This is a genomic window from Pseudoduganella rivuli, from assembly GCF_009674485.1.
Classification (GTDB): domain Bacteria; phylum Pseudomonadota; class Gammaproteobacteria; order Burkholderiales; family Burkholderiaceae_D; genus Rugamonas; species Rugamonas rivuli_B.
The window spans coordinates 1-23,146 of the sequence record NZ_WKJJ01000006.1 but is presented as its reverse complement, the minus strand read 5'-3'; the positions used below and the strand labels follow the sequence as shown (position 1 = coordinate 23,146).

The following is a 23,146-nucleotide window of genomic DNA, read 5'->3' as shown; positions in this document are numbered from 1 at the left end:
TATAGAGCAAATCAGCAAATTAACCAGCAATACGTTCCCGCCTTGCATTGTAGATAAAGCAAGCCCGTACAGTGAATGCAACGGGCTTTTTTCAATTTCCGACGAGATGTTGTGTGCTGACGGTCTGGAACCGGATCTGTCGGCATGGTCTCGCATTGAGAGATATTTGAATGACGAAAACGCCGAAAACCCTCACGTTGTCTGCCAAAGCCCCACGCACTACTGCGGCGCAACTGGCTGTACCTAAGACCACTTTATCTTATGTCATCGACAATGCGCAAGAGGCTGCCGGCAAAGTTACCGTCGTAAAGAAAACCCGTTCGCGCCTGGCCGCCGTGGCGGCCGCGGAAGCGGTGCAAACCGGCGCGGCTTCGGACGCGGTGGATGCCGTGCCGGCCATGGCGGAAGGCGTGACGGCGGTAGCGGAAACGTCCGTGGAAGTGCCTGTTGTAAAAGTGGCGCGCAAGCCGGGCGCGGCGACCGCCGTGTCGCTGGCTGCCGCCGGCGGCGACGCCGTCAAGCCGGCCGCGAAAACCCGCGTTGCCAAGGCCAAGGCTGAAGCGGCGCCGGTCACCATCATCCCGGTGGGCGCCGCGCCTGCCGTGAGCCAGGTCACCGATGCGGCCGTGCTGGCCGCCATCGACACGTCCGGCTACCAGCTGCCGGGCGTGAAAGTGCCAGGCCGCCGTGGCCGCAAGCCTAGCGAATTCACGCCGGAAAACGATGAAGTGGCGGCGCTGAACGCCGTGGAACGCGCCGAACTGAAGGCCGCGTCGAAGGCGCGCGAGCGCAAGGCCAAGGGCCTGGACGCGCTGAGCGCGGGTGGCGCATCGGCCGAGGAACTGGAAAAACGCCGCACGCAGTTCAAGAACCTGATCAACCTGGGCAAGGACCGCGGCTACCTGACGTACGCCGAAATCAACGACCACCTGCCGGAAAACATCATCGATCCGGAAGCCATCGAAGGCATCATCGCGACCCTGAACGACATGGGTATCGCTGTCTACGAGCGCGCCCCGGACCAGGAAAGCCTGCTGCTGACCGATGGCGTGGTGACCGCCGCCTCCGACGATGAAGTGGAAGCGGCTGCCGCGACCGCGCTGTCGACCGTGGATTCCGACTTTGGCCGCACCACCGACCCGGTCCGCATGTACATGCGTGAAATGGGCGCCGTGGCGCTGCTGACGCGCGAAGGCGAGATTGAAATCGCCAAGCGTATCGAAGAAGGCTTGAAGGACATGATCCAGGCGATTTCCGCCTGCCCGACCACGATCGCGGAAATCATCGCGCTGGCCAAGAAGATCGAATCCGACGAAATGAAGGTCGATGACGTGGTCGACGGCTTCGTTGACCTGAACGAATCGGCCGCATCGCCGGCGCCGGCTGTTGCCGCCGCATCGGATGATGACGAGGAAGAGGAAGAAGTCGGCGAAGAGGAAGAGGACGGCGCCGCCGCGGGCGGCGCGGCCGGCTACTCGGCCGAACAACTGGCGCAACTGAAGAAGGGCGCGCTGGAAAAGTTCGCCCTGATCGAACAGCAGTTCGAAAAAATGCGCAAGGCCGCCGGCGGCTATGGCTCGCCGGCCTATGTGAAAGCGCAGGAATTCATTTCCGCTGAATTGCTGGGCATCCGCTTCACCGCCAAGGTCACGGAAAAGCTGTGCGATACGCTGCGCGGCCAGATGGAGCAGGTGCGTTCGATCGAGCGCGCCGTGCTGGAACTGTGCGTGAACCGCTGCGGCATGCCGCGCGCCCACTTCATCAAGGTCTTCCCGGGCAACGAATGCGACCTGGACTGGGTCGACGGTGAAGTCAACGCCGGCTATCCCTACAGCGCGGTGCTGGGCCGTAACGTGCCTGCCGTGAAAGAGTTGCAATCGAAGATGATCGACTTACAGGCGCGCGTGGCGCTGCCGCTGGCCGACCTGCGCAAGATTAACAAGCAGATGGCTGCCGGTGAAAAGCGCGCCCGCACGGCGAAGCGTGAAATGACGGTGGCCAACCTGCGCCTGGTGATTTCCATCGCGAAGAAGTACATCAACCGCGGCCTGCAATTCCTGGACCTGATCCAGGAAGGCAATATCGGTTTGCTGAAGGCGGTGGACAAGTTCGAATACCGCCGTGGCTACAAGTTCTCGACCTATGCGACGTGGTGGATCCGCCAGGCCATCACCCGTTCCATCGCCGACATGGCCCGTACCATCCGCGTGCCGGTGCACATGATCGAGACCATCAACAAGATGAACCGCATCTCGCGCCAGATCATGCAGGAAACCGGCAGCGAGCCGGACCTGGCGACCCTGGCGGTCAAGATGGAAATGCCGGAAAACAAAGTCCGCGAAATCATGAAGATCGCCAAGGAGCCGATCTCCATGGAGACGCCGATGGGCGAGGATGGCGATTCCCAGTTGGGCGACTTCATCGAAGACAACACCACCCTGGCGCCGCTGGACGCCGCGATGCACGCATCGATGCGCAACGTGATCAAGGAAGTGCTGGATTCGCTGACGCCGCGCGAAGCCAAGGTGCTGCGTATGCGCTATGGCGTGGAAATGTCGAACGACCACACGCTGGAAGAAGTGGGCAAGCAGTTCGACGTGACCCGCGAGCGTATCCGCCAGATCGAAGCGAAGGCCATGAGCAAGCTGCGCCAGCCGTCGCGTTCGGACAAGCTGAAAACCTTCCTGACGCAGAATTAATTACGCAATACAGGAAGTATTGGAACGGGAAGCCGCGGCTTCCCGTTTTTGCATTCCGGGCAGACGTATCGTCAACGTGGTGCCCTTGCCGGCCGTATTGCTGACGACGACGTCGCCGCCAAACGCGCTGACGCGCTCGCGCAGCGCCAGCACGCCGAACGGCGCTGCGCCGTTGGACGCCAGGCCGGTGCCATTGTCGCCCACCACCACCAGCAAGGCATCGGCCGCCAGGTCCAGCGTGACATCCACGCGCGTGGCCTGGGCGGCGGCCGAGATATTGGCCAGCGCCACCTGGATCATGCGGAACAGCGCCCACGTTTCGCGTGGCGGCAGTGCATCCTGGGAGGCGTCGTTCAACAGGTGCAACTGGCAGTGGATGCCGCTGCTACGTTCCATTTGCTTGAGCAGCCAGTCCACGGCGGCCGGCAAGCCCAGTTCCAGCGTGCTGGGGTGCAGTTCATTGATCAGCGTGCGCACCGCGTGGATCGACGCGTCCAGCGTCGTCAGCGCGCCGCCCGCCTGGCTGTGCAGGCGCGGGTGGTTGCGCGCCGTGCGCTGGTGCAGCATATCCGCATCCAGCTTCAGCGCCATCAGGTTCTGGCCCAGCGCATCGTGCGCATAGCGGGCCAGGCGGCGGTGCTCCTCTTCGCGCGTGGTTTCCTTGTGGTCGGACAGTTGGCGCAACTGGCGCAGCGTGTCCTGCAGCGCCAGGTCGGCGCGCATGCGTTCGGTCACGTCGATGCACATGCCGATCAATACCGCGGGCTTGCCGTCGCTGTCGTACACGGGGCGCTTGAAGGTTTGCACGCGGCGGTCTTCCTGCAGGCCGCCATGCCACAGCCATTCCTCTTCGACCCGCAGCTTGCCGGATTCAAAGGCGATACGGTCGGCCGCCAGGAAACCTTCCATCTGGTCGGGCGGGTAGTAGGCGCTGCCCCGCGTGCCGGACAGCTTGGCGAAGTCGACGCCGAAAATCTGTTCGCACGCTTCATTCATCATGATGATGCGCGAATCCGGGTCTTTCAGGAACAGCGCCACCGGCAGCATGGAGACGATGTGCTGCAACTGGTCTTCGCTGCGGGCCAGTTCCGCCGTCCTGGCGCGGGCCCGCTCCAGTTCGAGGCGCAATGCTTCCACCTCGTTGCGGGCCTGCTCCAGCAGCCGGGAATTGTTACTGGCGGTGCGCGCGGCACGGCGCCACAGCATCGCCAGTAGGGCGCAAACGGTGACGAAAAGTAGGTTCAGTGCAGTCATCATGGGGCCACGATTGTACCTGCACTTTTATTCTTTAGGCATGCATATGTATAGCACATATCAGTGCGCAAGTGACATATAGAAATATGTAGTGACCACGTATAGGGGCCCCTGTTCATGACGCTGCGCCAATGAGACAGTGCCGCCCGGACTTTCTTGACAGCGATAATTGATGAGGGGACGATGATCTGAGCCCCGCCAGTTGAGCACCCCACTAGTACATCCCGTGTAGTTGGTACAGCTAGGGAAAGTCCGTCATCGAAAATGGGAGTATTTAACAATGAAGGTCGAACTTTCACGCCGCAATTTCCTGAAGGCGGGGATGGTTGCGGGTGTGGCGGTCTACGTCGCCCCGCTTGGGGGCAAAGCGTTTGCCGCCCTGTTTGAAGAGAAAATACTGACGCCGGTCGCCTGGGATCCCAAGAGCGCCACGGCCAAGGTACGTATCGACGCCCTGGCCAAGGTCACGGGCGCGAAAGTGTTCGCGCGCGATATCCGCGCCAAGGACATGCCGCACTGGCCGCAACAGCAGTCCCACGCCTTCATCCTGCGCGCCACGCGCACGGACCGCGCATATGCGGGGGTGGACCTGTCGCTGCTGGGCGATGAATTGAAACCGGACCGCGTGGTGACGGCTGCCGACCTGGAACGCGACGGCGTCGCCTTCCCGGGCTTCTATGGCACCGATATGCTGCTGCCGGAAGGGAAGGCCGCCCATTACCTGGGCCACGCGGTGGCGATCCTGATTTACGACGATTTCGCCCGTTACCGCTTCGCCAAAGACAAGCTGCAATTCCAGGAGTCCGCCGTTAAATACGGCGACGCCGTACCGCTGCTGGAGCGCGACCCGTGGGGCTCGTTCCGCTTCGTGCGCGTGGGCGGCGCCACGTCCAACGACGATGACGCTTTCTCCAGCCTGAAAAACGCGCCGGTGTTCCCCAGCGCGATGCGCAAGCAGCAGCCGGTGTGGCCGGATGGCGTCGAGCACGGCAAGCTGGGCGAGCAGGGCATGTTCTACGCGAACCAGATCAAATCTGAACTGGATAATCCGCCGGGCGACTGGCTGGTGCTGGAACGTACCTACAACACGCAGTCGGTCGACACGGCCGCGCTGGAGCCGGATAACGCCAACTGCTGGTATGACGCCGAGAAACAGGCGCTGCACCTGGTGATCGCCACGCAGGGCCCGCAGGAAGTCATGGACAGCGCGCTGGAAATGATGAAGAAGGCGGCCGCGAAGTTCCCCGTCAAACAGCTGTTCGTCCACCCGTGCTACACGGTGGGCTATGGTTCCAAGGACCACTACAACTTCCCGTTTTACGGCCTGGTGACGGCGCTGTACGCGAACGGCAAGCCGGTGCGCCTGGCGAACGACCGCTACGAGCAATTCCAGACGTCGATCAAGCGCCATGCGTTCAGCATGAAATACCGCATCGGCGTCGACCGCAAGACCGGCATGATGCAATCGTTCCAGGGTTACCTGGAAGCGAACGGCGGCGGTCGCTGCAACTTCTCGCCATCGGTGGCGATGGTGGCGGCGACGGCGGCGCAATCGATTTACTACTTCCCGAAAAACGACCTGGCAGCTGTCGCCATCGCGTCGCGTGCGGTGGATGCGGGTTCCGCCCGTGGCTACGGCACGCTGCAAAGCATGGCCGCGACGGAAATGATGGTCGACGAATTCGCCGAACAGCTGAAGCTGGACCCGATCGACTTCCGCCTGAAAAATGCGCTGCGCAGCGGCATGAAAAATACGCAGGGCGCGATCCCTGCCGGCGCCGTGCGCGTCGATGAAGTGCTGGAAAAGGCCAAGGCGCATCCGCTGTGGGTCAACCGCGCGAAGAAGAAAACCGAATTCGAAGCGGCCAATCCGGGCAAGCGCTATGGCGTGGGCTTCGCGTGCACGCAGAAAGACTTCGGCACCGGCGCGGAAAGTTCGTTTGCCCGCGTCGAGATCGATGCCGAAGGCAAGATCCACCTGTGGCACAGCGGTACGGAAATCGGTACCGGCATGTCGACGTCGCAGGCGGTGGCGGTGGCCAAGTGGCTGAACCGCCCGGCGTCCGACATCCTGACGGCCGTCACGGAATGGCACGACTTGCCGGTGGTAACCAGCGGCGACCCGTACATCATGAGCCAGGCGGACCAGGACAAGCTGTCCGCCAACCCGCGCTGGTCGAACGCGTACTGCTCGCCGGCGTCGGCCACCAATTCCGCGTTCTACTACACGCACACCACGCGCGAAGCGGCCCGCGTGATCTTCATGCACGGCCTGTGGCCGGCCGCCATGGCGATCTGGAGTTCCGGCTACATGGGCGGCCAGGCCGGATCGGTCACCATCCGGGTGGAAGATGCGCGCTGGGTCGATGGCAAGCTGACGGCCGACGGCCTGGAAGCGCTGCCGTACGAAACCCTGGTGAAGAAAGCGCACGAACTGGGCCTGGTGACGGGCGCCGCCGTGCACGCGTTCAACCGCTGGGCATGGACGGAAGCGGACTGGGAAATCAATGGCGCCAACACGCGCCTGCCGATCGACGGCCTGTCGGTCCGTTATGGCGACGGCGCGGCGGCTTCGAAGAAGGCGCAAGCGTCGACGCCGGGCGGCTACCACGTCTTGAACCGCAAGAAGGTTTACATCCCGCCCGTGCAGCGTAACGGCGCGATGGTGACGTATTACAGCGCGGTCGGCACCCTGGTGGAGCTGGCCGTGCATGAAGGCAGCGGCAAGGTCGAGCTGCTGACGCACCACTCCATCATGGAGTGCGGCAATATGCTGTCGCCGCAACTGGTGTCGAGCCAGTTGCAGGGCGGCCTGGCGATGGGCATAGGCCACGCCTTGCATGAATCCCTCCCGTTGTACGAGGACGGTCCCGGTAATGGCACGTGGAACTTCAATCGTTACCACTTGCCGCGCGCAACCGACGTCGCGGTCTGGAAACAGACTTCGGAAGTGTTGCCGCCGCTGTCGGAAACCGATCCCCCGAAAGGCATCGCCGAAGTCGTGATGATTCCTGTCGTTGGCGCCATCGTCAACGGCATCGCGCACGCCATCGGCCATCGGTTCACCGATCTGCCTGTTACCCCGCAACGTATCCAGGAGGTGCTGGCATGAGCATCGTCACCAAACCCATTACCTTACATATCAACGGCAAGTCCGTCGGCCCCACCCCAGCCCCGGAAGGGTTGATGATGGTGGACTTCCTGCACGAATACTGCGACTTGACGGGTTCGCGCCTGGGCTGCGGCCAGGGCGTGTGCCATGCCTGCACCATCATCGTGGACAAGCCGGACGGCACCAGCGAAGAAGTGCGCACCTGCATCACGGGCGCGCACCACTTCGAAGGCAAGAAAATCCGTACCGTCGAGGGCCACGCGCAGCGCAACGACAAGGGTGAAGTCACCGGTGTCTCGGCCATCCAGCAAAAGTTCATGGAGCATTTCAGCTTCCAGTGCGGTTACTGCACGCCGGGCTTTGTCACGGCGGCCACCGTGTTGATCGAACGCCTGAAGAAAGCGCCGATCGCCAAGGACCAGGTTGAAAGCACGATCACCGATGCGCTGAACAAGCACATTTGCCGCTGCACGGGTTACGTGCGCTATTACGAAGCGGTCAAGGAAGTTGTGCTGTCGACGCCGGGGCTGGTGAAGGAGGGCAAATGATGAAGCCTTCTTACCTGGCCACCGCCTTGAGCGCGGTCGCTGGAGCCGCCATGCTGTTGCTGTCCGGTTGCGGCGGCAAAGGCGAGGGCGCCTCGGCGCCCACCGCCAACAACAAGGAAATGGTCGAACGCGGGCGCTACCTGGCCAAGGCTGGCGACTGCGCCGCCTGCCACACGGCGCCAACGGGCGCCACCTATGCGGGCGGCGTCGAACTGGCGTCCCCGTACGGCAAGTTCTACGGCACCAATATCACGCCGGACAAGGAACACGGCATCGGCACGTGGAGCCGCGACGATTTCTATAAAGCCCTGCATGACGGCAAGGCGCCCGGCAAGCACCTGTATCCGGCCATGCCGTACACGTCGTACCGCGGCCTGTCGCGCGAGGATTCCGATGCGCTGTACGCCTACTTCATGCAGCTGAAACCGGCGGCGGTGGCGAACAGGGAACCGGACTTGAAGTTCCCGTACAACATGCGCTTTGGCATGGGGATCTGGAAAGCCATGTTCCTCAAGGATGAACTGACCGATGCGTCGGCCGGTTCGTCGGCGGAATGGAAGCGCGGCCGTTACCTGGCCAACACGCTGGGCCACTGCGCGGAATGCCATACGCCGCGCGGCGCGCTGGGGCAGATGGATTTGTCGCGCACCTTGACGGGCAACCGCATGGCGCGCATCGGCGCCACCGATATCTCGCCGGCAGGCCTGTCCGCCGCCGGCTGGACGCCGCAAGACATGCAAACCTTCCTGGCCACCGGCGTGGCGCAGCAAGGTTCGGCCACCGGTGAAATGTTCGACGTGGTGCACATGAGCACCCAGCACATGAAGCCGGAAGATTTGAAAGCGATGACCACCTACCTGTTCGGGGACAAGCCGCTGGCGCCGCAAGCGCTGAAACCGGTGGAACTGTCGGGGGCGGACATCGACGCCGGCAAGCGTACTTATCTCGCCGTCTGTGCAGGCTGTCACGGCCTGGACGGCGGCGGCAAGCCGCACGTGGCTGTTGCGATGAAGGGCAACACGTCTGTGCGCAATACCGACCCGCATAACCTGATCGCGGCAACGCTGGACGGCATCAAGGCCCAGCATTTCGGCGAAAAGGAATCGATGCAGGAAATGCCCGGCTTCGCGGGCAAACTCAGCGACAAGGAAGTGACGGACCTCGTCAACTTCCTGCGCGGCGGCTGGGGCGGGATATCCGCCAAAGTCACCGAGTCGCAAGTCAGGGCGATCCGCGAGGAGGGTGGCGCGCACCACTGACGGCAATAACGCAGACGTAATACAGCCGGCCGCGGCTGCCCTTGCGGCGCACGATCATCTGATCGGGCGCCGTCAAGCGGCTAAGTCTGAATATTCCGTTTGGGGTGCCACTTACTACCATGACGAAGGGAATAACAAAAAATGGAACAACTGTCTGGCACCGACAGCCTATGCCAGGAGAGCGGGAATAACGACAGGGCGCCTGCCCGCAAGCGCAGCGCCGGAGCCGCATGATGCAGTCGGCCGCCGAACTGCAAGCGGTCACGCCGTACACGCGCGCCATTACCCACCACGGTGGGCGCTGGCGCCGTTTCTGGCTGCACCTCACGTTGCGCCTGCTGACCCGGCGCATGATTTCACTGAACCCGGACGTGCCGCGCCTGCGCGCGCGCCAGCTGCACGTCGACGCGCGCGTCAACCGCTTGCCGCAAGGCTTGCACCGCACGCGCGTTGATTGCGGCGGCGTGCCGGCCGAATGGCTGGAAACGCCAGGCAACCAGCCGCAGCGCGTGCTGCTGTACCTGCACGGCGGCGCGTTCATGTTCCGCTTCCCCCATTCGCATGGCGCGCTGGTGGGGAATTGGTGCCGCGAGCTGGGCGCGCGGGCGCTGATGGTGCAATACCGTCTCGCGCCGGAACACCCGTTCCCCGCCGCGCCGGACGATTGCCATGCGGCCTACCGCTGGCTGCTGGCGCAGGGCTACCGCGCCGAAGACATCGTGCTGGCAGGCGATTCGGCGGGCGGCAACCTGGCGCTGGCGACCCTGCACCGCATCAAGGCGGCGGGCGAACCGATGCCGCGTTGCGCGGTACTGCTGTCGCCCTTCGTCGACGCCACCTTGAGTGGCGCCAGCCTGCGTTACAACGCCCATTGCGACCCGATGTTCACCATCGAAGGCATGATGACGATCCGCAGCCTGTACGTGAAGCCGGAAAGCTATTTCGACCCGTCCGCGTCGCCGCTGTTCGCGGACTTCACGGGCTTGCCGCCGATGCTGATCCAGGCCGGCGGCATTGAAATGCTGCGTGACGACAGCGTGCGGGTGGCGGAAAGCGCCCATGCGGCCGGTGTGCCGGTGCAACTGGAAATATGGGAACACATGCCGCACGTGTTCCAGGCGATTCCGCTGCTGCCGCAGGCTGCCGCGGCGTCGCAGCGGATCATGGCGTTTATTGCGGGGCAGACGGGGTGGGGGAGGATAGCGGCCTGAGCTGTGGAACATGCAAACAGCCTGCGTGGCGGGCTGTTTGCACAAACGGATTAGATCGTATGCTGGCCAGCTGCCGTCACATGAAACCGCATGCCGAGTGCTTGCACGACTTTCAGTATGGTCGCGAAACTCGGGTTTCCCTCGCCGGACAGGGCTTTGTACAAGCTCTCCCGGCCCAGACCCGTGTCGGAAGCAAGCTGCGCCATGCCGCGTGCACGCGCAATGTTGCCGATTGCCTTTGTAATGAATGCTACGTCGTCGCCAGCCTCTTCCAGGCAGGCTTCGAGATAAAGCACCACGTCCTCGTCAGTTCGGAGATGCTCCGCGCTATCCCATTTCTTAAGTTTTAGTGCCATTTCCACCTCCCCGCAGGCTATCCGCCAGCGCTTGCGCGGCCTTGATATCACTGGATTGTGTAGCCTTGTCGCCGCCTGCCAGCAAAATCACCAGCTTTCTGCCCCGCATCGTGTAATAAATTCGATAACCCGGCCCGTAGTCGATCCGCATTTCAGAGACTCCTTTGCCGACTGCATGGTGATCTCCAAAGTTGCCATCTTCAGCTCGATCTATTCGTGCCTGGATGCGCAATGCGGCGCGACGATCTTTCAGTTTGCCGAACCATGTGTCGAACAGCTCAGTCGTGAAAACTTCCATACCTCGCCCCTCGCTGGTTAGTGTATCCTATGGGATACCGTTGCGCAAGAACGCGGCCACGCGTAACGTGACAACGTTCATTGAACATTTAGACCAGTTGGGAAGAGCGAAGTTCCGCGGATTGGCGGAAGGTCAAACGCCTGGCATTGCGGCCAGGCGTCTCTGGATGACTAGCTTAACCCGACATTACCCGGTATTGCGCAACCCCGCAGCCACGCCATTGATCGACAAGTGAATCCCCCGGTGCACGCGCGGGTCCACCTTGCCCGGTTCATGCGCCACGGAGCGGTGGCGTTTGATCAGTTCCACCTGCAAGTGGTTGAGCGGGTCGAGGTAGGCGAAGCGGTTTTGCATGGAACGGGCCAGCAGCGGGTTGCCGGCCAGGCGCTCGGTATTGCCGGTGATCGCTTGCAGGCATGCCAGCGTGTCGGCATGTTCCTGCGTGATGCGCTTGAAGATGCGGGTGCGCAGTTCGTCGTCCTGCACCAGTTGCGAGTAGCGTGAGCCGATGGCGAGATCAGTCTTGGCCAGCACCATGTCCATGTTCGACAGCAGGGTGGCAAAGAAAGGCCAGTGCTGGTACATGTCGCGCAGTTGCGCCAGCCGTTCGTCGCGGTCGCCCTCATTGCCACTGCCCCGTACCCAGCCGCCGATGGCGCTGCCGAAGCCATACCAGCCCGGCAACAGCAGGCGGCACTGGCCCCACGAGAAGCCCCAGGGAATCGCCCGCAAGTCTTCGATGCGGCGCGTGGCCTTGCGCGAGGCGGGACGCGAACCGAGGTTCAGTTCCGCGATTTCCGCGATCGGCGTGGCGGCAAAGAAGTAATCCGTGAAGCCCGGGGTTTCATAGACGAGATCCCGGTAGGCGCGGTAGGCGCGGTCGGAAATGTCCGCCATCACGGATTCGAAGCCGGCCAGTTGCGCCGCTTGCGCCGTATCCGACGGCGGCGGCAGCAGGCTCGCTTCCAGGGTGGCCGCCACCAGCAATTCCAGGTTGCGGCGGCCGATTTCCGCGTTGGAGAATTTCGACGCGATGATTTCGCCCTGCTCGGTCAGGCGGATCTGGCCATTCACGGTGCCTTTCGGCTGCGCCAGGATCGCTTCATACGAAGGACCGCCGCCACGGCCCACGGTGCCGCCGCGGCCATGGAACAGGCGCAGTTTCACGCCCGCCTGCGCAAACACTTCCACCAGCCGCACTTCCGCCTTGTACAGTTCCCAGTTCGACGTCAGGAAGCCGCCATCCTTGTTGGAGTCCGAATAGCCCAGCATGACTTCCTGCTCTTCGCCTTGCTGGCGGATCAGCTGGCGCACCAGCGGAATCGCCATCATGCTTTCCATGATGCCGGCCGCGCGCTGCAGGTCGGGGATGGTCTCAAACAGCGGGATCACCATCAGGTCGAGGTGCGCCGCGCCATCTTTGGTCCGGCGCAGCAGGCCGCTTTCCTGTTGCAGCACCAGTACTTCCAGCAAGTCCGACACGGTTTCCGTGTGCGAAATGATGTAGTTGCGGATGGCGCGCGTGCCGTAGCGCTGGCGGATATCGCGTGCCGCGGACAGGATCGCCAGTTCCGAGACCGTCTGTTCCGAATAATCGATGTACGGCGAATACAGCAGGCGTGGTTGCGCCAGTTCGGCCAGCAGCAATTTGACCTTCTCGTCTTCCTCCATCGACGCGTAATCGTCGACGACACCGGCGCGGGCAAACAGTTCGGACAGCACGCGTTCATGGATGTCGGACGACTGGCGCATGTCCAGCGACGCCAGGTGGAAGCCGAAGATATCGGCCGCGCGCTTCAGCGTCGCCAGGCGCGGCTTGACCATCACGCCCGCGTGGTTGGCGTTCAGCGAATCGATCAGCACTTGTAAATCCGCGGCAAATTCGGCCGGGCTGGCATACGGTTCCGCGTGGCCGACTTCCTTGCGCAGGATATTGGTGGCGCCCAGTTCGCGCGCCGTGCCGGCCAGCCGTGCATAGACGCCGATCAGCGCGCGGCGGTACGGTTCGTCGGCGCGGTGGTCGGTCTGGTCGGGCGAGGCGTCGGCCAGCGCCTGCAGTTCCGGCGTGCACTGGACCATCAGCGTGGAAATCGACAGCTCCGCGCCCAGTGTATGGGTCTCGTCCAGGTAAAAGTCGAGGATGGTGGCGGCCTGGCGCGCCAGCGCGTGGCGCATGGTGGCGGCGTTGACGTTCGGGTTGCCGTCGCGGTCGCCGCCGATCCAGCTGCCCATCTGCATATACGATGCGGCAATCGGGACGGGCGACTCTTCGTGCCCGTATTGCAGCGCGATGTCGGACTCGATGTCGTCATACATGGCCGGCAATTCGCGCAGGAACGTGATGCGGTAGTACGACAGCGCGTTTTCGATTTCATCGGCCACCGTCAGCTTGGTATAGCGCAGCATGCGGGTTTGCCACAGCGTCGACACCTTGGCGCGCAGCAGGTGCATGTTGGCGGCGCGCTCTTTCGGCGTCAGCGGCAAGTCGCGCTCGGCCAGCAGGCGGGCGATGTCATGTTCCGCGTCGAGGATGGATTTGCGCTGCACTTCCGTCGGATGCGCCGTCAGCACGGGTGAGATCAGCGCATCCTTGAAGAAGCCGGCCACGGCCGATTCTTCCACGCCGGCCTTGTGCAGCTTGTCCAGCGCGAACGAGACGGAACCCTGCTGCGGCTTCGAGCCGGCCAGCAAGTGCGCGCGGCGGCGGCGGATATGGTGCTGGTCTTCCGCGATATTGGCCAGGTGCGAGAAATACGAAAACGCCCGCACCACGGAAATCGTCTGGTCGCGCGTCAGGATCTTCAGCATGCCGTCCAGTTCCTTGGCGGCGCCGGCATCGGCTTCACGGCGGAACCGCACGGCGGTCTGGCGGATGGTTTCCACCACGGAGAACACTTCCTCGCCTTCCTGTTCCCGCAACACGTCGCCCAGCAGGCGTCCCAGCAGGCGGATATCTTCTTTCAGGGGAGCGTCCTTGTCCACGCCCGCCGGATTCATTGCCACATCGTTCGTTGCACTCACTGGTGTCACCCTTGTATAAGCCACAAAGTATGTTGAATAACGGTGCGAAGCTGGGTAAGCCCCGGTTCTGTATTGGATGGCGCGTGCTAAAATTTGTGGTCTCAGGCACGTCTGCAGAATGTGATAGCTGCCCTATCACCACACTATCGCGAAAGATCCGGTTTTGAATACTTCCGAAATGGCTTCCCAGGTCCCATCCAAACTCATCATCGCTTCGCGCGAAAGCCGCCTTGCCATGTGGCAGGCGGAGCATGTGCGCGCGCGCTTATCTGAATTATATCCGCAGTGTGATATTCAAATCCTCGGTATGACTACGCGGGGCGACCAGATTCTGGACCGCGCTTTGTCCAAGGTGGGCGGCAAGGGATTGTTCGTCAAGGAACTGGAAGTGGCGATGGCGGAAGGCCGCGCCGACCTGGCCGTGCATTCGCTGAAAGACGTGCCGATGGAATTGCCGGAAGGCTTTACCTTGGCGGCCGTATTGGAGCGCGAAGATCCGCGCGATGCCTTCGTGTCCAACGATTACGCGTCGCTCGGCGACTTGCCGGCCGGCGCGGTGGTCGGCACCAGCAGCCTGCGCCGCCAGTCGCTGATTGCGGCCCGCTATCCGCACCTGGTCATCAAGCCGCTGCGCGGCAACCTCGATACCCGCCTGGGCAAACTGGACCGTGGCGATTACGCGGCCATCATCCTGGCCGCGGCCGGGTTGAAACGCCTGGGCTTGCCGCAGCGCATCCGTTCGCTGCTGGAGCCGGAGTCCAGCCTGCCGGCCGCAGGGCAGGGCGCGATGGCCATTGAAATTGCCCAGCGTAACGATGGCCTGGACTTGATGGCGATCCTGGCGCCGCTGAACCACGTGCCGACCGCGCAGGCGGTGGCGGCCGAACGCAAGGTGTCGAAAGTGTTCGGCGGCAGCTGCCAGGTGCCGCTGGCGGCCTTCGCCACCGTCGATGGCGATGCCATGCATTTGCGCGCCATGGTCGCCACGCCGGACGGCAAGCGCATGGCCAGCGCGGAAGTGCGCGGCCCTGCCGCCACCGCGGAAGACCTGGGCGTGCAAGTGTCTGAATTGCTGCGCCAGCAGGATGCGGTCGATATCCTGTCCGTGTGCCTGGCGGAAGCGGCGGCGGCCGAGCATTCGCCCAATCAAGCGCCGAACCAGGCGCCAGGCGCCTGAGTTCGCGCACTTCCACCGTACGGATGCCCGGCCCCGTCGTCATTACCCGTCCTTTAGCGCAGGCGCAGCCGCTGGCTGCGCGCGTGGCCGCGCTCGGCCTGCCGGTGGCGATTCTGCCGTTGCTGGAAATCGCGCCGCTGCCTGACAGCGCGCCGTTGCAGGCCGTGCTGGCGCGGCTGGCGCAATTCGACCTGGTGGCGTTCGTGTCGCCCAACGCGATCGACGCCGCGTTTGCCCACATTCCCGCATGGCCGGCTGGCGTGGCCGTGGCCGTGGTGGGCGAGGGCAGCAAGCTGGCGCTGGCCGCGCATGGCGTGACCGACGCCACCGCGCGCATCCACATGCCGGCCGACAGCGCCCACAGCGATACCGAACACTTATTGGCCGCGATGGACTTGCAGGCGCTGCATGGCGCACGCGTCCTGATCGTGCGCGGCGAAAGCGGGCGCGAGCTGATGGGTGACGCCTTCCGCGCCGCCGGCGCCGACGTCACCGTGGTGGCCGCCTACCGGCGCCAGGTGCCGGCGCTGACCGCCGCGCTGGCGCGGCAACTGACGTCACTGTTGAGCGGTGGCGCCACATGGCTGATCACCAGTTCGGAAGCGCTGCGCGGGCTGGTCGGGCTGGTGCGGCAGTTGCCGGACAGCGACGCACTCGTTGCAATTTTGCAACAACAAGAATTGATCGTCCCCCATGCCAGGATTGCCGAAACGGCAACTTTGCTGGGATTTCACTCTATAACGCAGACAGGTTCAGGCGACGAACGCCTGCTCGCCGCGTTACAATCACGCCCATGAACGATTTGCCTACTATTCCAGACTCCGCAACGGAGTCCGCACAACCCGCGGCCAAGCCGGGCGCGGACAATGCCGCGCCGCAAGCTGCCGCGTCGATGACGCCGCCGCCGACACCGCCGGCGCCCCCAGCGCCTTCTGTGAAAAACGAGATGCAGCGTCCGCTGGTGATCGCCGTGATCGCGCTGGGCGTATTGCTGGCTGCGCAGACCTGGTCGTCACACAACCAGGTGCGCAAGCTGCGCGAAGAAATGGCGCGCCGCCTGCAGCAGGGCGACACCGTCACGGCCGACACGGGCAAGGTGGTGCGCAGCGTGCAGGAAGGCACGAAGGAATTGCAGATCAAGGTCGCCATGCTGGAAAACAAGCAGGTCGAAGCGCAAAGCCAGCAACTGGCGCTGGAACAGCTGTACCAGGACTTGTCGAAGAACCGCGACGAGTGGGCGCTGGCGGAAATCGAACAAGTGCTGTCGACGGCCAGCCAGCAATTGCAACTGGCCGGCAACGTGCCGGGCGCGCTGATCGCGCTGCAAAATGCGGACCGCAGCCTGTCCCGTTCGGACAAGCCCCAATTCATCACGATCCGCCGCGCGATCGCGAAGGACACGGAAAAGCTCAAGGCATTGCCGAGCGTCGATACGGTGGGCCTGGCCGTGCGCCTCGATAACGTGATGGCGCAAGTGGACACGCTGCCGATGCTGGCCGATGAAAAACCGACCTTGCCGGCACAACCGGACCGCAAAGCCAAGGCGCCGGTAAAACCGGCCGCGAAAGGCGCGAAGGGCGCCAAGGAAGCGCCGCCTGCCGAGCAAAGCTCGCCGTGGCTGGGGCAGGTGCGCGATGTGTGGGACGAGTGGAGCACCGAGATGTGGACCGACGTGCGCCAGCTGATCCGCGTACGCAGCGTGGAAACGCCGGATGCGCTGATGCTGTCGCCGACCCAGGCGTACTTCCTGCGCGAGAATTTGAAATTGCGCCTGCTGAATGCCCGCATGGCGCTGTTGTCGCGCAATGAAGCGGCGTTCCGCAGCGACTTGATTGCCGCGCAGGAGGCGCTGGCGCGCTATTTCGATACCCGCGCCAAGGCCACGCAATCGGTGCAGGCGCTGTTGCGCCAGGTGCAGAACAGTAACCTGGCGATTGAAATGCCGACATTGGCCGACAGCCTGAACGCCGTCCGCAATTACAAGGCGAAACCGTAAATGCGCTTATTCCTCTGGTTACTCGCGCTGATGGCTGCCGCCATCGGCATCGCCGTGACGGCCCGCTTCAATCCGGGCAACGTGGTGCTGTTTTATCCGCCGTACCGCGTCGACCTGTCGCTGAACCTGTTCCTGCTGTTGCTGGCGGCGCTGTTCGCGTTGCTGTACCTGCTGCTGGGCGCCTTCCGCAGCACCATGCAAATGCCGGAACGCGTCGCCGCCTACCGCCAGCGCAAGCGTGAGCGTGACGGCAACAAGGGCTTGCGCGATGCGCTGAAAGCCCTGTTCGAAGGCCGGTTCGGCCATGCCGAGAAGGCGGCACTGCGTGCGTCCGAATTGCCGGAAAACGCGGGTGTGGCGGCGCTGATCGGCGCCCGCGCCGCGCACCGCATGCGCCAGAACCAGCGCCGCGACAACTGGCTGGCGACGATTGCCGCCGATTCCTCGATGAAGACGGCGCGCCTGATGACGATGACGGAATTGCTGGTCGACGACCACCAGCCGGAAGCGGCGCTGGAAGCCGTGCGCGAATTGAATGCCTCCGGCACCCGCCATATTCACGCGCTGCAATGGTCGCTGAAGGCGCAGCAGCAGGCAAAGAACTGGCCGGAAGTGCTGCGCCTGGTGCGCTCGCTGGACAAGCACAAGGCGCTGCACCCGGCACTGTCGGCGCGCCTGCGCGAACTGGCGTACCAGGACTTGCTGTCGGATGGTTCGCACGATGCGGAATCGATCCTGCGCGTCTGGTCGACCATCCCGTCGGGCGATCGCACCAAGGCATTCGTTGCGTGCCGCGCGGCCGGCGCCATGAATGAACGCGGCTTGCATGACCAGGCGCGCGTGGTGGTGGAAGACGCGCTGGCGTCGAACTGGGATGAGCGCGTGATCCGCGCCTACCGCGACGCGGCCGCACCGGCCGGTTCCCAAGCGCTGCTGACGCAGATCGAACATTGCGAAAAGTGGATGCAGGAGCGCCCGACGGATGCCGAACTGGCGCTGACGCTGGGCTCGCTGTGCCTCAAGCAGAAGTTGTGGGGCAAGGCGCAGCGCTACCTGGAACAGGCGCTGTCCGATGCGTCGGAACCGCGCATGGTGCGTGAATCGCACCTGAAGCTGGCGCAATTGCATGAAGCGTTGCAGCAGCCGGAAGAGGCCGCCAATCACTATCGCCAGTGCGCGCTGGCCACGCTGCTGTAACTGATACCACAATCGTAATACCGTAGGGCGGTTTCCGCGCAGCGGAAGCCGCCATGCGTGCGTCAACGAGGCGCAAGCAGGCGGCTTTGTAAAAGCCGCCCTACGGTTGGTGAGCGTACGGATTACTCAAAACCGTATGGTCAGCACCGCGTCCACCACCCGTCCCAGCATCACGGTATTCTGCGGCGGATTGGCCAGCCCGCCGAATTCGCGGTGGCGCCGGTCAAACAGGTTGCGCGCGGCCACCGTCACGTCGACGTTGCGCTGCGGGCGCCACGTCCACTGCAAATCCGCCAGGGCATAAGACGGCACCGGTGACGCCGTCAGCGGGTTGGACGACACTGCCGGCGGCAGCCGGCCCACTTCACGCAACGTCAGTTGCACGTCATGCTGCTCGAGCGCGTGCCAGCGTACGCTGGCGCGCAACTGGTGGGCCGGATCGCTGCCTTGCCGCGTCTGCGGCCGCAACCCGCCCTTGAATTCCTCGTGCAGCAGCAGGGCGCCCGCTTCGAAAGTCCAGCCGGGCTGGGGCATCCACATTGCCTGCGCTTCGATCCCCTGCGTGAATCCATGCACCTGGTTGCCGATCACGAAGGTGCTGCCTTGCATATCGACGCTGCGCAGGCGCTGGTATTGCGTATGGAAGCCGACCAGCGACCAGGACAGCGACTGGCCCACGCGGGCGCGCCAGCCGGTTTCCACGGTATTGGCGACTTCGGCGCGGAAGTTCGGGCCGCCGACCAGGCGGTAAGGGGGACGCGACGGGAAATAGACTTCCGCATCGATGCGCGACGGCGCCCGCACATTGCGCGCCAGTGTCGCCCACCACAGCGCGCCATCGCGCGGCGCCCAGGCTACCTTCACGCTGGGCAGCCATTCCAGGCCGCTGTAATTATTCGATTCCGCGCGCAAGCCGCCCGTCACGCGCCAGCCGGACTGCCAGCGCATTTCGTGCTGGACCACCAGGTTGGCCCAGTACAGCTGGCGTTGCGCCGGCAGGAACGCCAGCGTGCCATTCGGCCCGACGTGGTCATAGGCAATGCGGTAGCCGCCGCCAATGATGGTGTCGCGGTCCTGCCGCTCTGGCAGGTGGTATTGCACGTCGACGTCGTAGATATTCAATTGCTCGTTCAGGATGCCGGGCATGTCGCGCGTGGTACGGTCGGCATAGCCTTGCACACGCAGGCTGGCGCCATCGGCCATCGCGTGGTCCCAGCGCGCCATCAGGTTGCCGCCCGTGAGGCGGGCCCGCACGGGGGGCGCCTGTTCGCCGGAACTGCGGTACGCATCGCCCTGTACGCTGTAGTGGTCGCCGCCGCTGTGCCAGCCGGCGCGGAAGCCGACCTGGCCATGGCCGTATTCATCCGGGTTGTCGGCGCCGCTGGCGCGCTCGGTGCGCTTGCCGCTGTCCACCTTGCCGTAGACGGCATAGGCGATGCCGCCTGTGTTGTTTTCATTACCGATTGTGCCGCCGTGGCGCCATGCGGCGCTGTTGCCGCTGCGTCCGGTGGCGAACTGGGCCAGGTCGCCGCGCAGCGCATCGGCCGGCTTCATGATGATGTTGATGACGCCATTGACGGCATTGGTGCCCCACACCACGCCTGCGGGGCCGCTGATGACTTCGATGCGGTCGACGTCGGCGATCATCACGTCGTGCGCATCCCAGAATACGCCCGAATACAAGGGGGTAAAGACAGTTCGGCCATCGATCATGACCAGCAGCTTGTTGGAGGTGATGTCGTTGTGGCCGCGGGCGGAAATCGCGTACTGGAATGACGTGGTTTGCGCCACCTGCAAGTTGGGAGCCAGCCGCAGCGCCTCGGGCAGCGTGTGGATGCCGGCGCGCCGCAACATGTCGCCGGTAATCACATAGACTGATGCCGCCGTGTCCGCCAGCCGTTCCTCCTTCCGGGAAACCGACGTGACGCGGAATTCGCTGAGTTCTTCCAGCGACAGGTCGATGAAACTGGTGGATTGCAAGTCCTGTGCGCAGGCCGGAGATAGCACTGCCGCGAAAATTAAAGTCATTACGCGGCGGCAAGGTGGTGCTGGCTGCACTGCATTAGTCATAAAGGTTTCCCAAGCAGGCTCACGGACCGGCGCCCGGATGCAAGGGCGGCAATGTGGTCATCTTAGCATGTGGCGCCGGCGCCTGCGGACGGCCCGGGAGAGGGGTGTTGCTCATCGGCACAGGCCGTGGCGGCAGTGTGGCGGCGACAGGCCACCTGCAGTTCGCTATAATGTTGCGGTTAGACTTTTCATACGCAATCCCATCAAGGAAAAACATGAGCCTGAATAAAGTACCGGCCGGTAAAGACGTGCCGAACGATTTCAACGTCATTATCGAAATCCCGATGAATGCCGATCCGATCAAGTACGAAGTGGACAAGGAGTCGGGCGCGATCTTCGTCGACCGCTTCATGGGCACCGCGATGCACTACCCATGCAACTATGGTTACGTGCCAAACACGCTGTCCGACGACGGCGACCCGGTTGACGTGCTGGTCATCACCCCGTTCCCGCTGATCCCGGGCGTGGTGGTGCGTTGCCGCGCCATCGGCGTGCTGAAAATGACGGACGAATCCGGCGAAGACGCGAAAGTGCTGGCCGTACCGGTCGACAAAGTGCTGCCGATCTACAAGCACTGGCAAAAGCCGGAAGACCTGCAAGACCTGCGCCTGCAGCAAATCCAGCACTTCTTCGAGCACTACAAGGACCTGGAGCCAGGCAAGTGGGTCAAGGTGCAGGGCTGGTTCGGTCCGGAAGAGGCGAAGCAGGAAATCCTCAATGGCGTGGCCAACTACAACAAGGATCAGCAGGCGTAATTTACCGCCATGCTATTCTGCAAAACGCACCGCCTGGTGCGTTTTTTTTTGGTGCGCCCAGCAAGGGCGCACTCCTGCGGGTGCAAGTCCCGCCGCGAGCTGACCACAGCGAGCGAAGTGAAGCGCAACTGCGGAAGGGTAACTGACCGTGGGAAGGAAGCGTGAATCGTAAATCAAGAGCCGATGGACAAGAATCGCATAGAAGGTGCTGTCGATCAGGGCGAGCGGGCCAGAAACCGCGAAGTTCTTGTGGTCAAAGAGGAGTGAATCCGATATGTCGATGCAGCAAGCCATGCGTCAGATGCCTGCCTCGGCGGGGCGGGAGGCCATAGGGCAAGGTGAAGCCCTGTTCGATGCCTCCAGCGACGAAGCAAGCTGCCCGCGACATGCCACCGGAAACACAGGGTCAGCGCTGCTTGCTGCGGCGCTGACAACAGTGAACCCGCGGTGGGCGTTCAAGCGTGTCCGTGCCAACAAGGGGGCGGCAGGCATCGATGGTCTGGATATTGACCAGACATCGCGTCATCAGGCTTCCGCGTGGCCGGGCATACGTGAACAACTGCTGTCGGGGACGTACCGGCCCAGCCCGGTGCGTCGGGTGACGATCCCGACGCCGGACGGTGGCGAGCGTGAGCTTGGCATTCCGACGGTGACGGATCGCCTGATCCGGAGTGATCCGGCTGATTCGTGCCTATCTGAACAGCGGCATCATGGATCACGGCGTTGTCGTGGAGCGAACCCCGAAGATTTGGCAGAAACTCGATGAATGGCTGCGTCACCGGCTGCGGGCGATTCAGCTCAGGCACTGGAAGCACGTGACCAGCATGTATCGGGAATTGCTGAATCTGGGTGCGCCGCTCTCGACCGCCAGGCAGGTGGCTGCCAATAGCCGTCGCTGGTGGCGCAACAGTGGGATGCTGCTCAACAGCGTATTCACGATTGCGTATTTCGATCGACTGGGTGTACTTCGCCTGTCTTGACCTCAACTTCTCGAACCGCCCGGTGCGGACCCGCATGCCGGGTGGCGTGGCAGGGGACCAACTGGTGATACTGGCTGCCCCTATGCCGATTCTGACACTTCGCCATCGCGAATTTGTAACAAGCCGGGAAAAGTGAGAATTCGAGAGTATGTATTGATGTAAGGGATGATAAGTTGCCGTAAGGAATTATTTTCACGGGAATTTATGTCACGCCTCATTTACTTCGCACTCTCACGGGTGTTGTACGCGGCGGGCTTATGCATCTGCCTCTGCTCCACCGCCCTGGCGCAGAACGATTGGCGTCCGCCCGTCAGCGGCTGGTGGGCCATCGGGCCGGTGATTCATGGCGATATGACCGCGGCAGCGGACTATGCCTGCCGCGACACGCTGGGCCTGCATCACCTTGATAACAACAGTATTTACTGCAAGGTATATCAGACAGCGAGCCACCCGGAATATGGCACGGTACCGCTGTATATGGGCATCGTGAAACACGTTTCGGCCTGTGCGGACACCGAGACACCCGGCAGTTATGACCCCGCCAAAAAATGCTATGTCGCAGGCGAAAAGCCTCCGGTATGCGACTGCGTGGGCAACCCGGTCAAATTCGCCAACGGCGAAAAAATCCAGGTCGAGCGGGACTATGTTGCGCCGACAGGGCTGGAATTCACGCGCTATTACTCCAATAAACTGGTCGGCGACCAGGGGGCGTTGAACGCCGGCTGGCGGCATGGCTATGCCAAGAAGCTGTTGCTGTATCAATACAACCCCAATCAGCTTGCCAGCTACACGTGGACCGCTTATCCGGGTGGCGCTGGCCGCTGGTCAGGTCCTTGGGGCGGCATGCCGGAAGCGGCGGGTGCTTATACCGCCAGCATTGTCAATCCGGATGGCTATGGCTACTTTTTCTCATCCAGCGACAACGGTGTCACCTGGGTGGCGGATGCCGATGTCAAGGCGCGCCTGAGCGCCACGCGCAACGGGACGGAACTGACACAATTCAGTTTGCAGCTGCCATCGGGCGATACTGAAATCTACGATGGCAATGGCCGCCTGACGGAAATCCGCTACCGCAACGGCCGCACACTGGCGTTGGCCTACAGCTGGGTGGCAATGGACAGCGGCACGCCGGCTTATCTGTTGACCGGTGTTGCCAACAGCTTCGGCCAGTCGCTGCAACTGGCCTATAACGGGCAGGGCCGCCTGGTCGGCA

General features: G+C 63.1%; 16 protein-coding genes and 1 pseudogene. 12 read left to right on the top strand and 5 right to left on the bottom strand.

Features of this window, described 5'->3' with window-relative positions:
* Window positions 1–170 precede the first annotated feature (170 nt).
* Window positions 171–2,699, top strand: a complete 2,529-nt coding sequence (gene rpoD, locus GJ700_RS10670; RefSeq protein ID WP_154373501.1) for an RNA polymerase sigma factor RpoD — start codon at window positions 171–173, stop codon at window positions 2,697–2,699.
* Here the strand turns inward: rpoD and GJ700_RS10665 are convergent, their stop codons facing one another.
* Complete coding sequence (locus GJ700_RS10665) at window positions 2,700–3,956, bottom strand: PAS domain-containing sensor histidine kinase (RefSeq protein ID WP_154373499.1); 1,257 nt, start codon at window positions 3,954–3,956, stop codon at window positions 2,700–2,702.
* Between the two features lie 277 nt (window positions 3,957–4,233).
* Between GJ700_RS10665 and GJ700_RS10660 the strand changes: the two genes are divergently transcribed.
* The 4 genes from GJ700_RS10660 to GJ700_RS10645 all read left to right on the top strand — a co-directional run bounded on the left by GJ700_RS10660 (window position 4,234) and on the right by GJ700_RS10645 (window position 10,083).
* Window positions 4,234–7,065 carry a xanthine dehydrogenase family protein molybdopterin-binding subunit gene (locus tag GJ700_RS10660; RefSeq protein WP_154373497.1) on the top strand — a complete coding sequence of 944 codons (2,832 nt, stop codon included), beginning with the start codon at window positions 4,234–4,236 and terminating at the stop codon, window positions 7,063–7,065.
* Window positions 7,062–7,613, top strand: coding sequence for a (2Fe-2S)-binding protein (locus GJ700_RS10655; RefSeq protein WP_154373495.1), 552 nt, complete (start codon window positions 7,062–7,064; stop codon window positions 7,611–7,613). Before GJ700_RS10660 ends, GJ700_RS10655 begins: the two co-directional genes overlap by 4 nt.
* The gene (locus GJ700_RS10650) at window positions 7,610–8,872 is read left to right on the top strand and encodes a cytochrome c (protein ID WP_154373493.1); all 1,263 of its coding nucleotides are present in this window, start codon (window positions 7,610–7,612) and stop codon (window positions 8,870–8,872) included. Before GJ700_RS10655 ends, GJ700_RS10650 begins: the two co-directional genes overlap by 4 nt.
* Before the next feature lie 230 nt (window positions 8,873–9,102).
* The gene (locus GJ700_RS10645) at window positions 9,103–10,083 is read left to right on the top strand and encodes an alpha/beta hydrolase (protein ID WP_154373491.1); all 981 of its coding nucleotides are present in this window, start codon (window positions 9,103–9,105) and stop codon (window positions 10,081–10,083) included.
* Window positions 10,084–10,133: 50 nt separating this feature from the next.
* Here the strand turns inward: GJ700_RS10645 and GJ700_RS10640 are convergent, their stop codons facing one another.
* The 3 genes from GJ700_RS10640 to ppc form a co-directional block, all read right to left on the bottom strand.
* A complete protein-coding gene (locus tag GJ700_RS10640) occupies window positions 10,134–10,439 on the bottom strand; it encodes an addiction module antidote protein (protein ID WP_154373489.1) in 306 nt (101 codons plus the stop codon).
* On the bottom strand, window positions 10,423–10,737 hold the full coding sequence (locus GJ700_RS10635) for a type II toxin-antitoxin system RelE/ParE family toxin (protein WP_154373487.1): 315 nt from the start codon (window positions 10,735–10,737) through the stop codon (window positions 10,423–10,425). Before GJ700_RS10635 ends, GJ700_RS10640 begins: the two co-directional genes overlap by 17 nt.
* Before the next feature lie 186 nt (window positions 10,738–10,923).
* Window positions 10,924–13,734, bottom strand: a complete 2,811-nt coding sequence (gene ppc / locus GJ700_RS10630) for a phosphoenolpyruvate carboxylase (RefSeq protein WP_154374045.1) — start codon at window positions 13,732–13,734, stop codon at window positions 10,924–10,926.
* A gap of 202 nt (window positions 13,735–13,936) precedes the next feature.
* On the opposite strand from ppc, the gene hemC reads away from it, so the two are divergent.
* Genes hemC through GJ700_RS10610 form a run of 4 tightly spaced genes read left to right on the top strand, consistent with a single transcriptional unit; the run spans window position 13,937 to window position 18,128 of the window.
* Window positions 13,937–14,935, top strand: coding sequence for a hydroxymethylbilane synthase (gene hemC, locus GJ700_RS10625; protein ID WP_154373485.1), 999 nt, complete (start codon window positions 13,937–13,939; stop codon window positions 14,933–14,935).
* A gap of 23 nt (window positions 14,936–14,958) precedes the next feature.
* Window positions 14,959–15,732 (top strand): uroporphyrinogen-III synthase, encoded by a 774-nt coding sequence (locus GJ700_RS10620; protein WP_154373483.1) that lies wholly within the window; start codon window positions 14,959–14,961, stop codon window positions 15,730–15,732.
* Window positions 15,729–16,931, top strand: coding sequence for a uroporphyrinogen-III C-methyltransferase (locus tag GJ700_RS10615; RefSeq protein WP_154373481.1), 1,203 nt, complete (start codon window positions 15,729–15,731; stop codon window positions 16,929–16,931). The genes GJ700_RS10620 and GJ700_RS10615 overlap by 4 nt, the downstream gene beginning before the upstream one ends.
* On the top strand, window positions 16,932–18,128 hold the full coding sequence (locus GJ700_RS10610; protein WP_154373479.1) for a heme biosynthesis HemY N-terminal domain-containing protein: 1,197 nt from the start codon (window positions 16,932–16,934) through the stop codon (window positions 18,126–18,128).
* A 126-nt stretch (window positions 18,129–18,254) separates the two neighbouring features.
* On the opposite strand, the gene GJ700_RS10605 is transcribed toward GJ700_RS10610, so the two are convergent.
* The gene (locus GJ700_RS10605) at window positions 18,255–20,156 is read right to left on the bottom strand and encodes a TOL_0244 family TonB-dependent receptor (RefSeq protein WP_195763853.1); all 1,902 of its coding nucleotides are present in this window, start codon (window positions 20,154–20,156) and stop codon (window positions 18,255–18,257) included.
* A gap of 257 nt (window positions 20,157–20,413) precedes the next feature.
* On the opposite strand from GJ700_RS10605, the gene ppa reads away from it, so the two are divergent.
* From ppa to GJ700_RS10590, 3 genes and pseudogenes are all read left to right on the top strand, one after another.
* Complete coding sequence (ppa, locus tag GJ700_RS10600) at window positions 20,414–20,953, top strand: inorganic diphosphatase (RefSeq protein WP_154373475.1); 540 nt, start codon at window positions 20,414–20,416, stop codon at window positions 20,951–20,953.
* A gap of 274 nt (window positions 20,954–21,227) precedes the next feature.
* Window positions 21,228–21,933, top strand: a pseudogene (locus tag GJ700_RS10595) (hypothetical protein).
* Window positions 21,934–22,137: 204 nt separating this feature from the next.
* Window positions 22,138–23,146, top strand: a 1,009-nt coding sequence (locus GJ700_RS10590) for a DUF6531 domain-containing protein (protein ID WP_229506925.1), incomplete at its 3' end; no start/stop codon positions are given.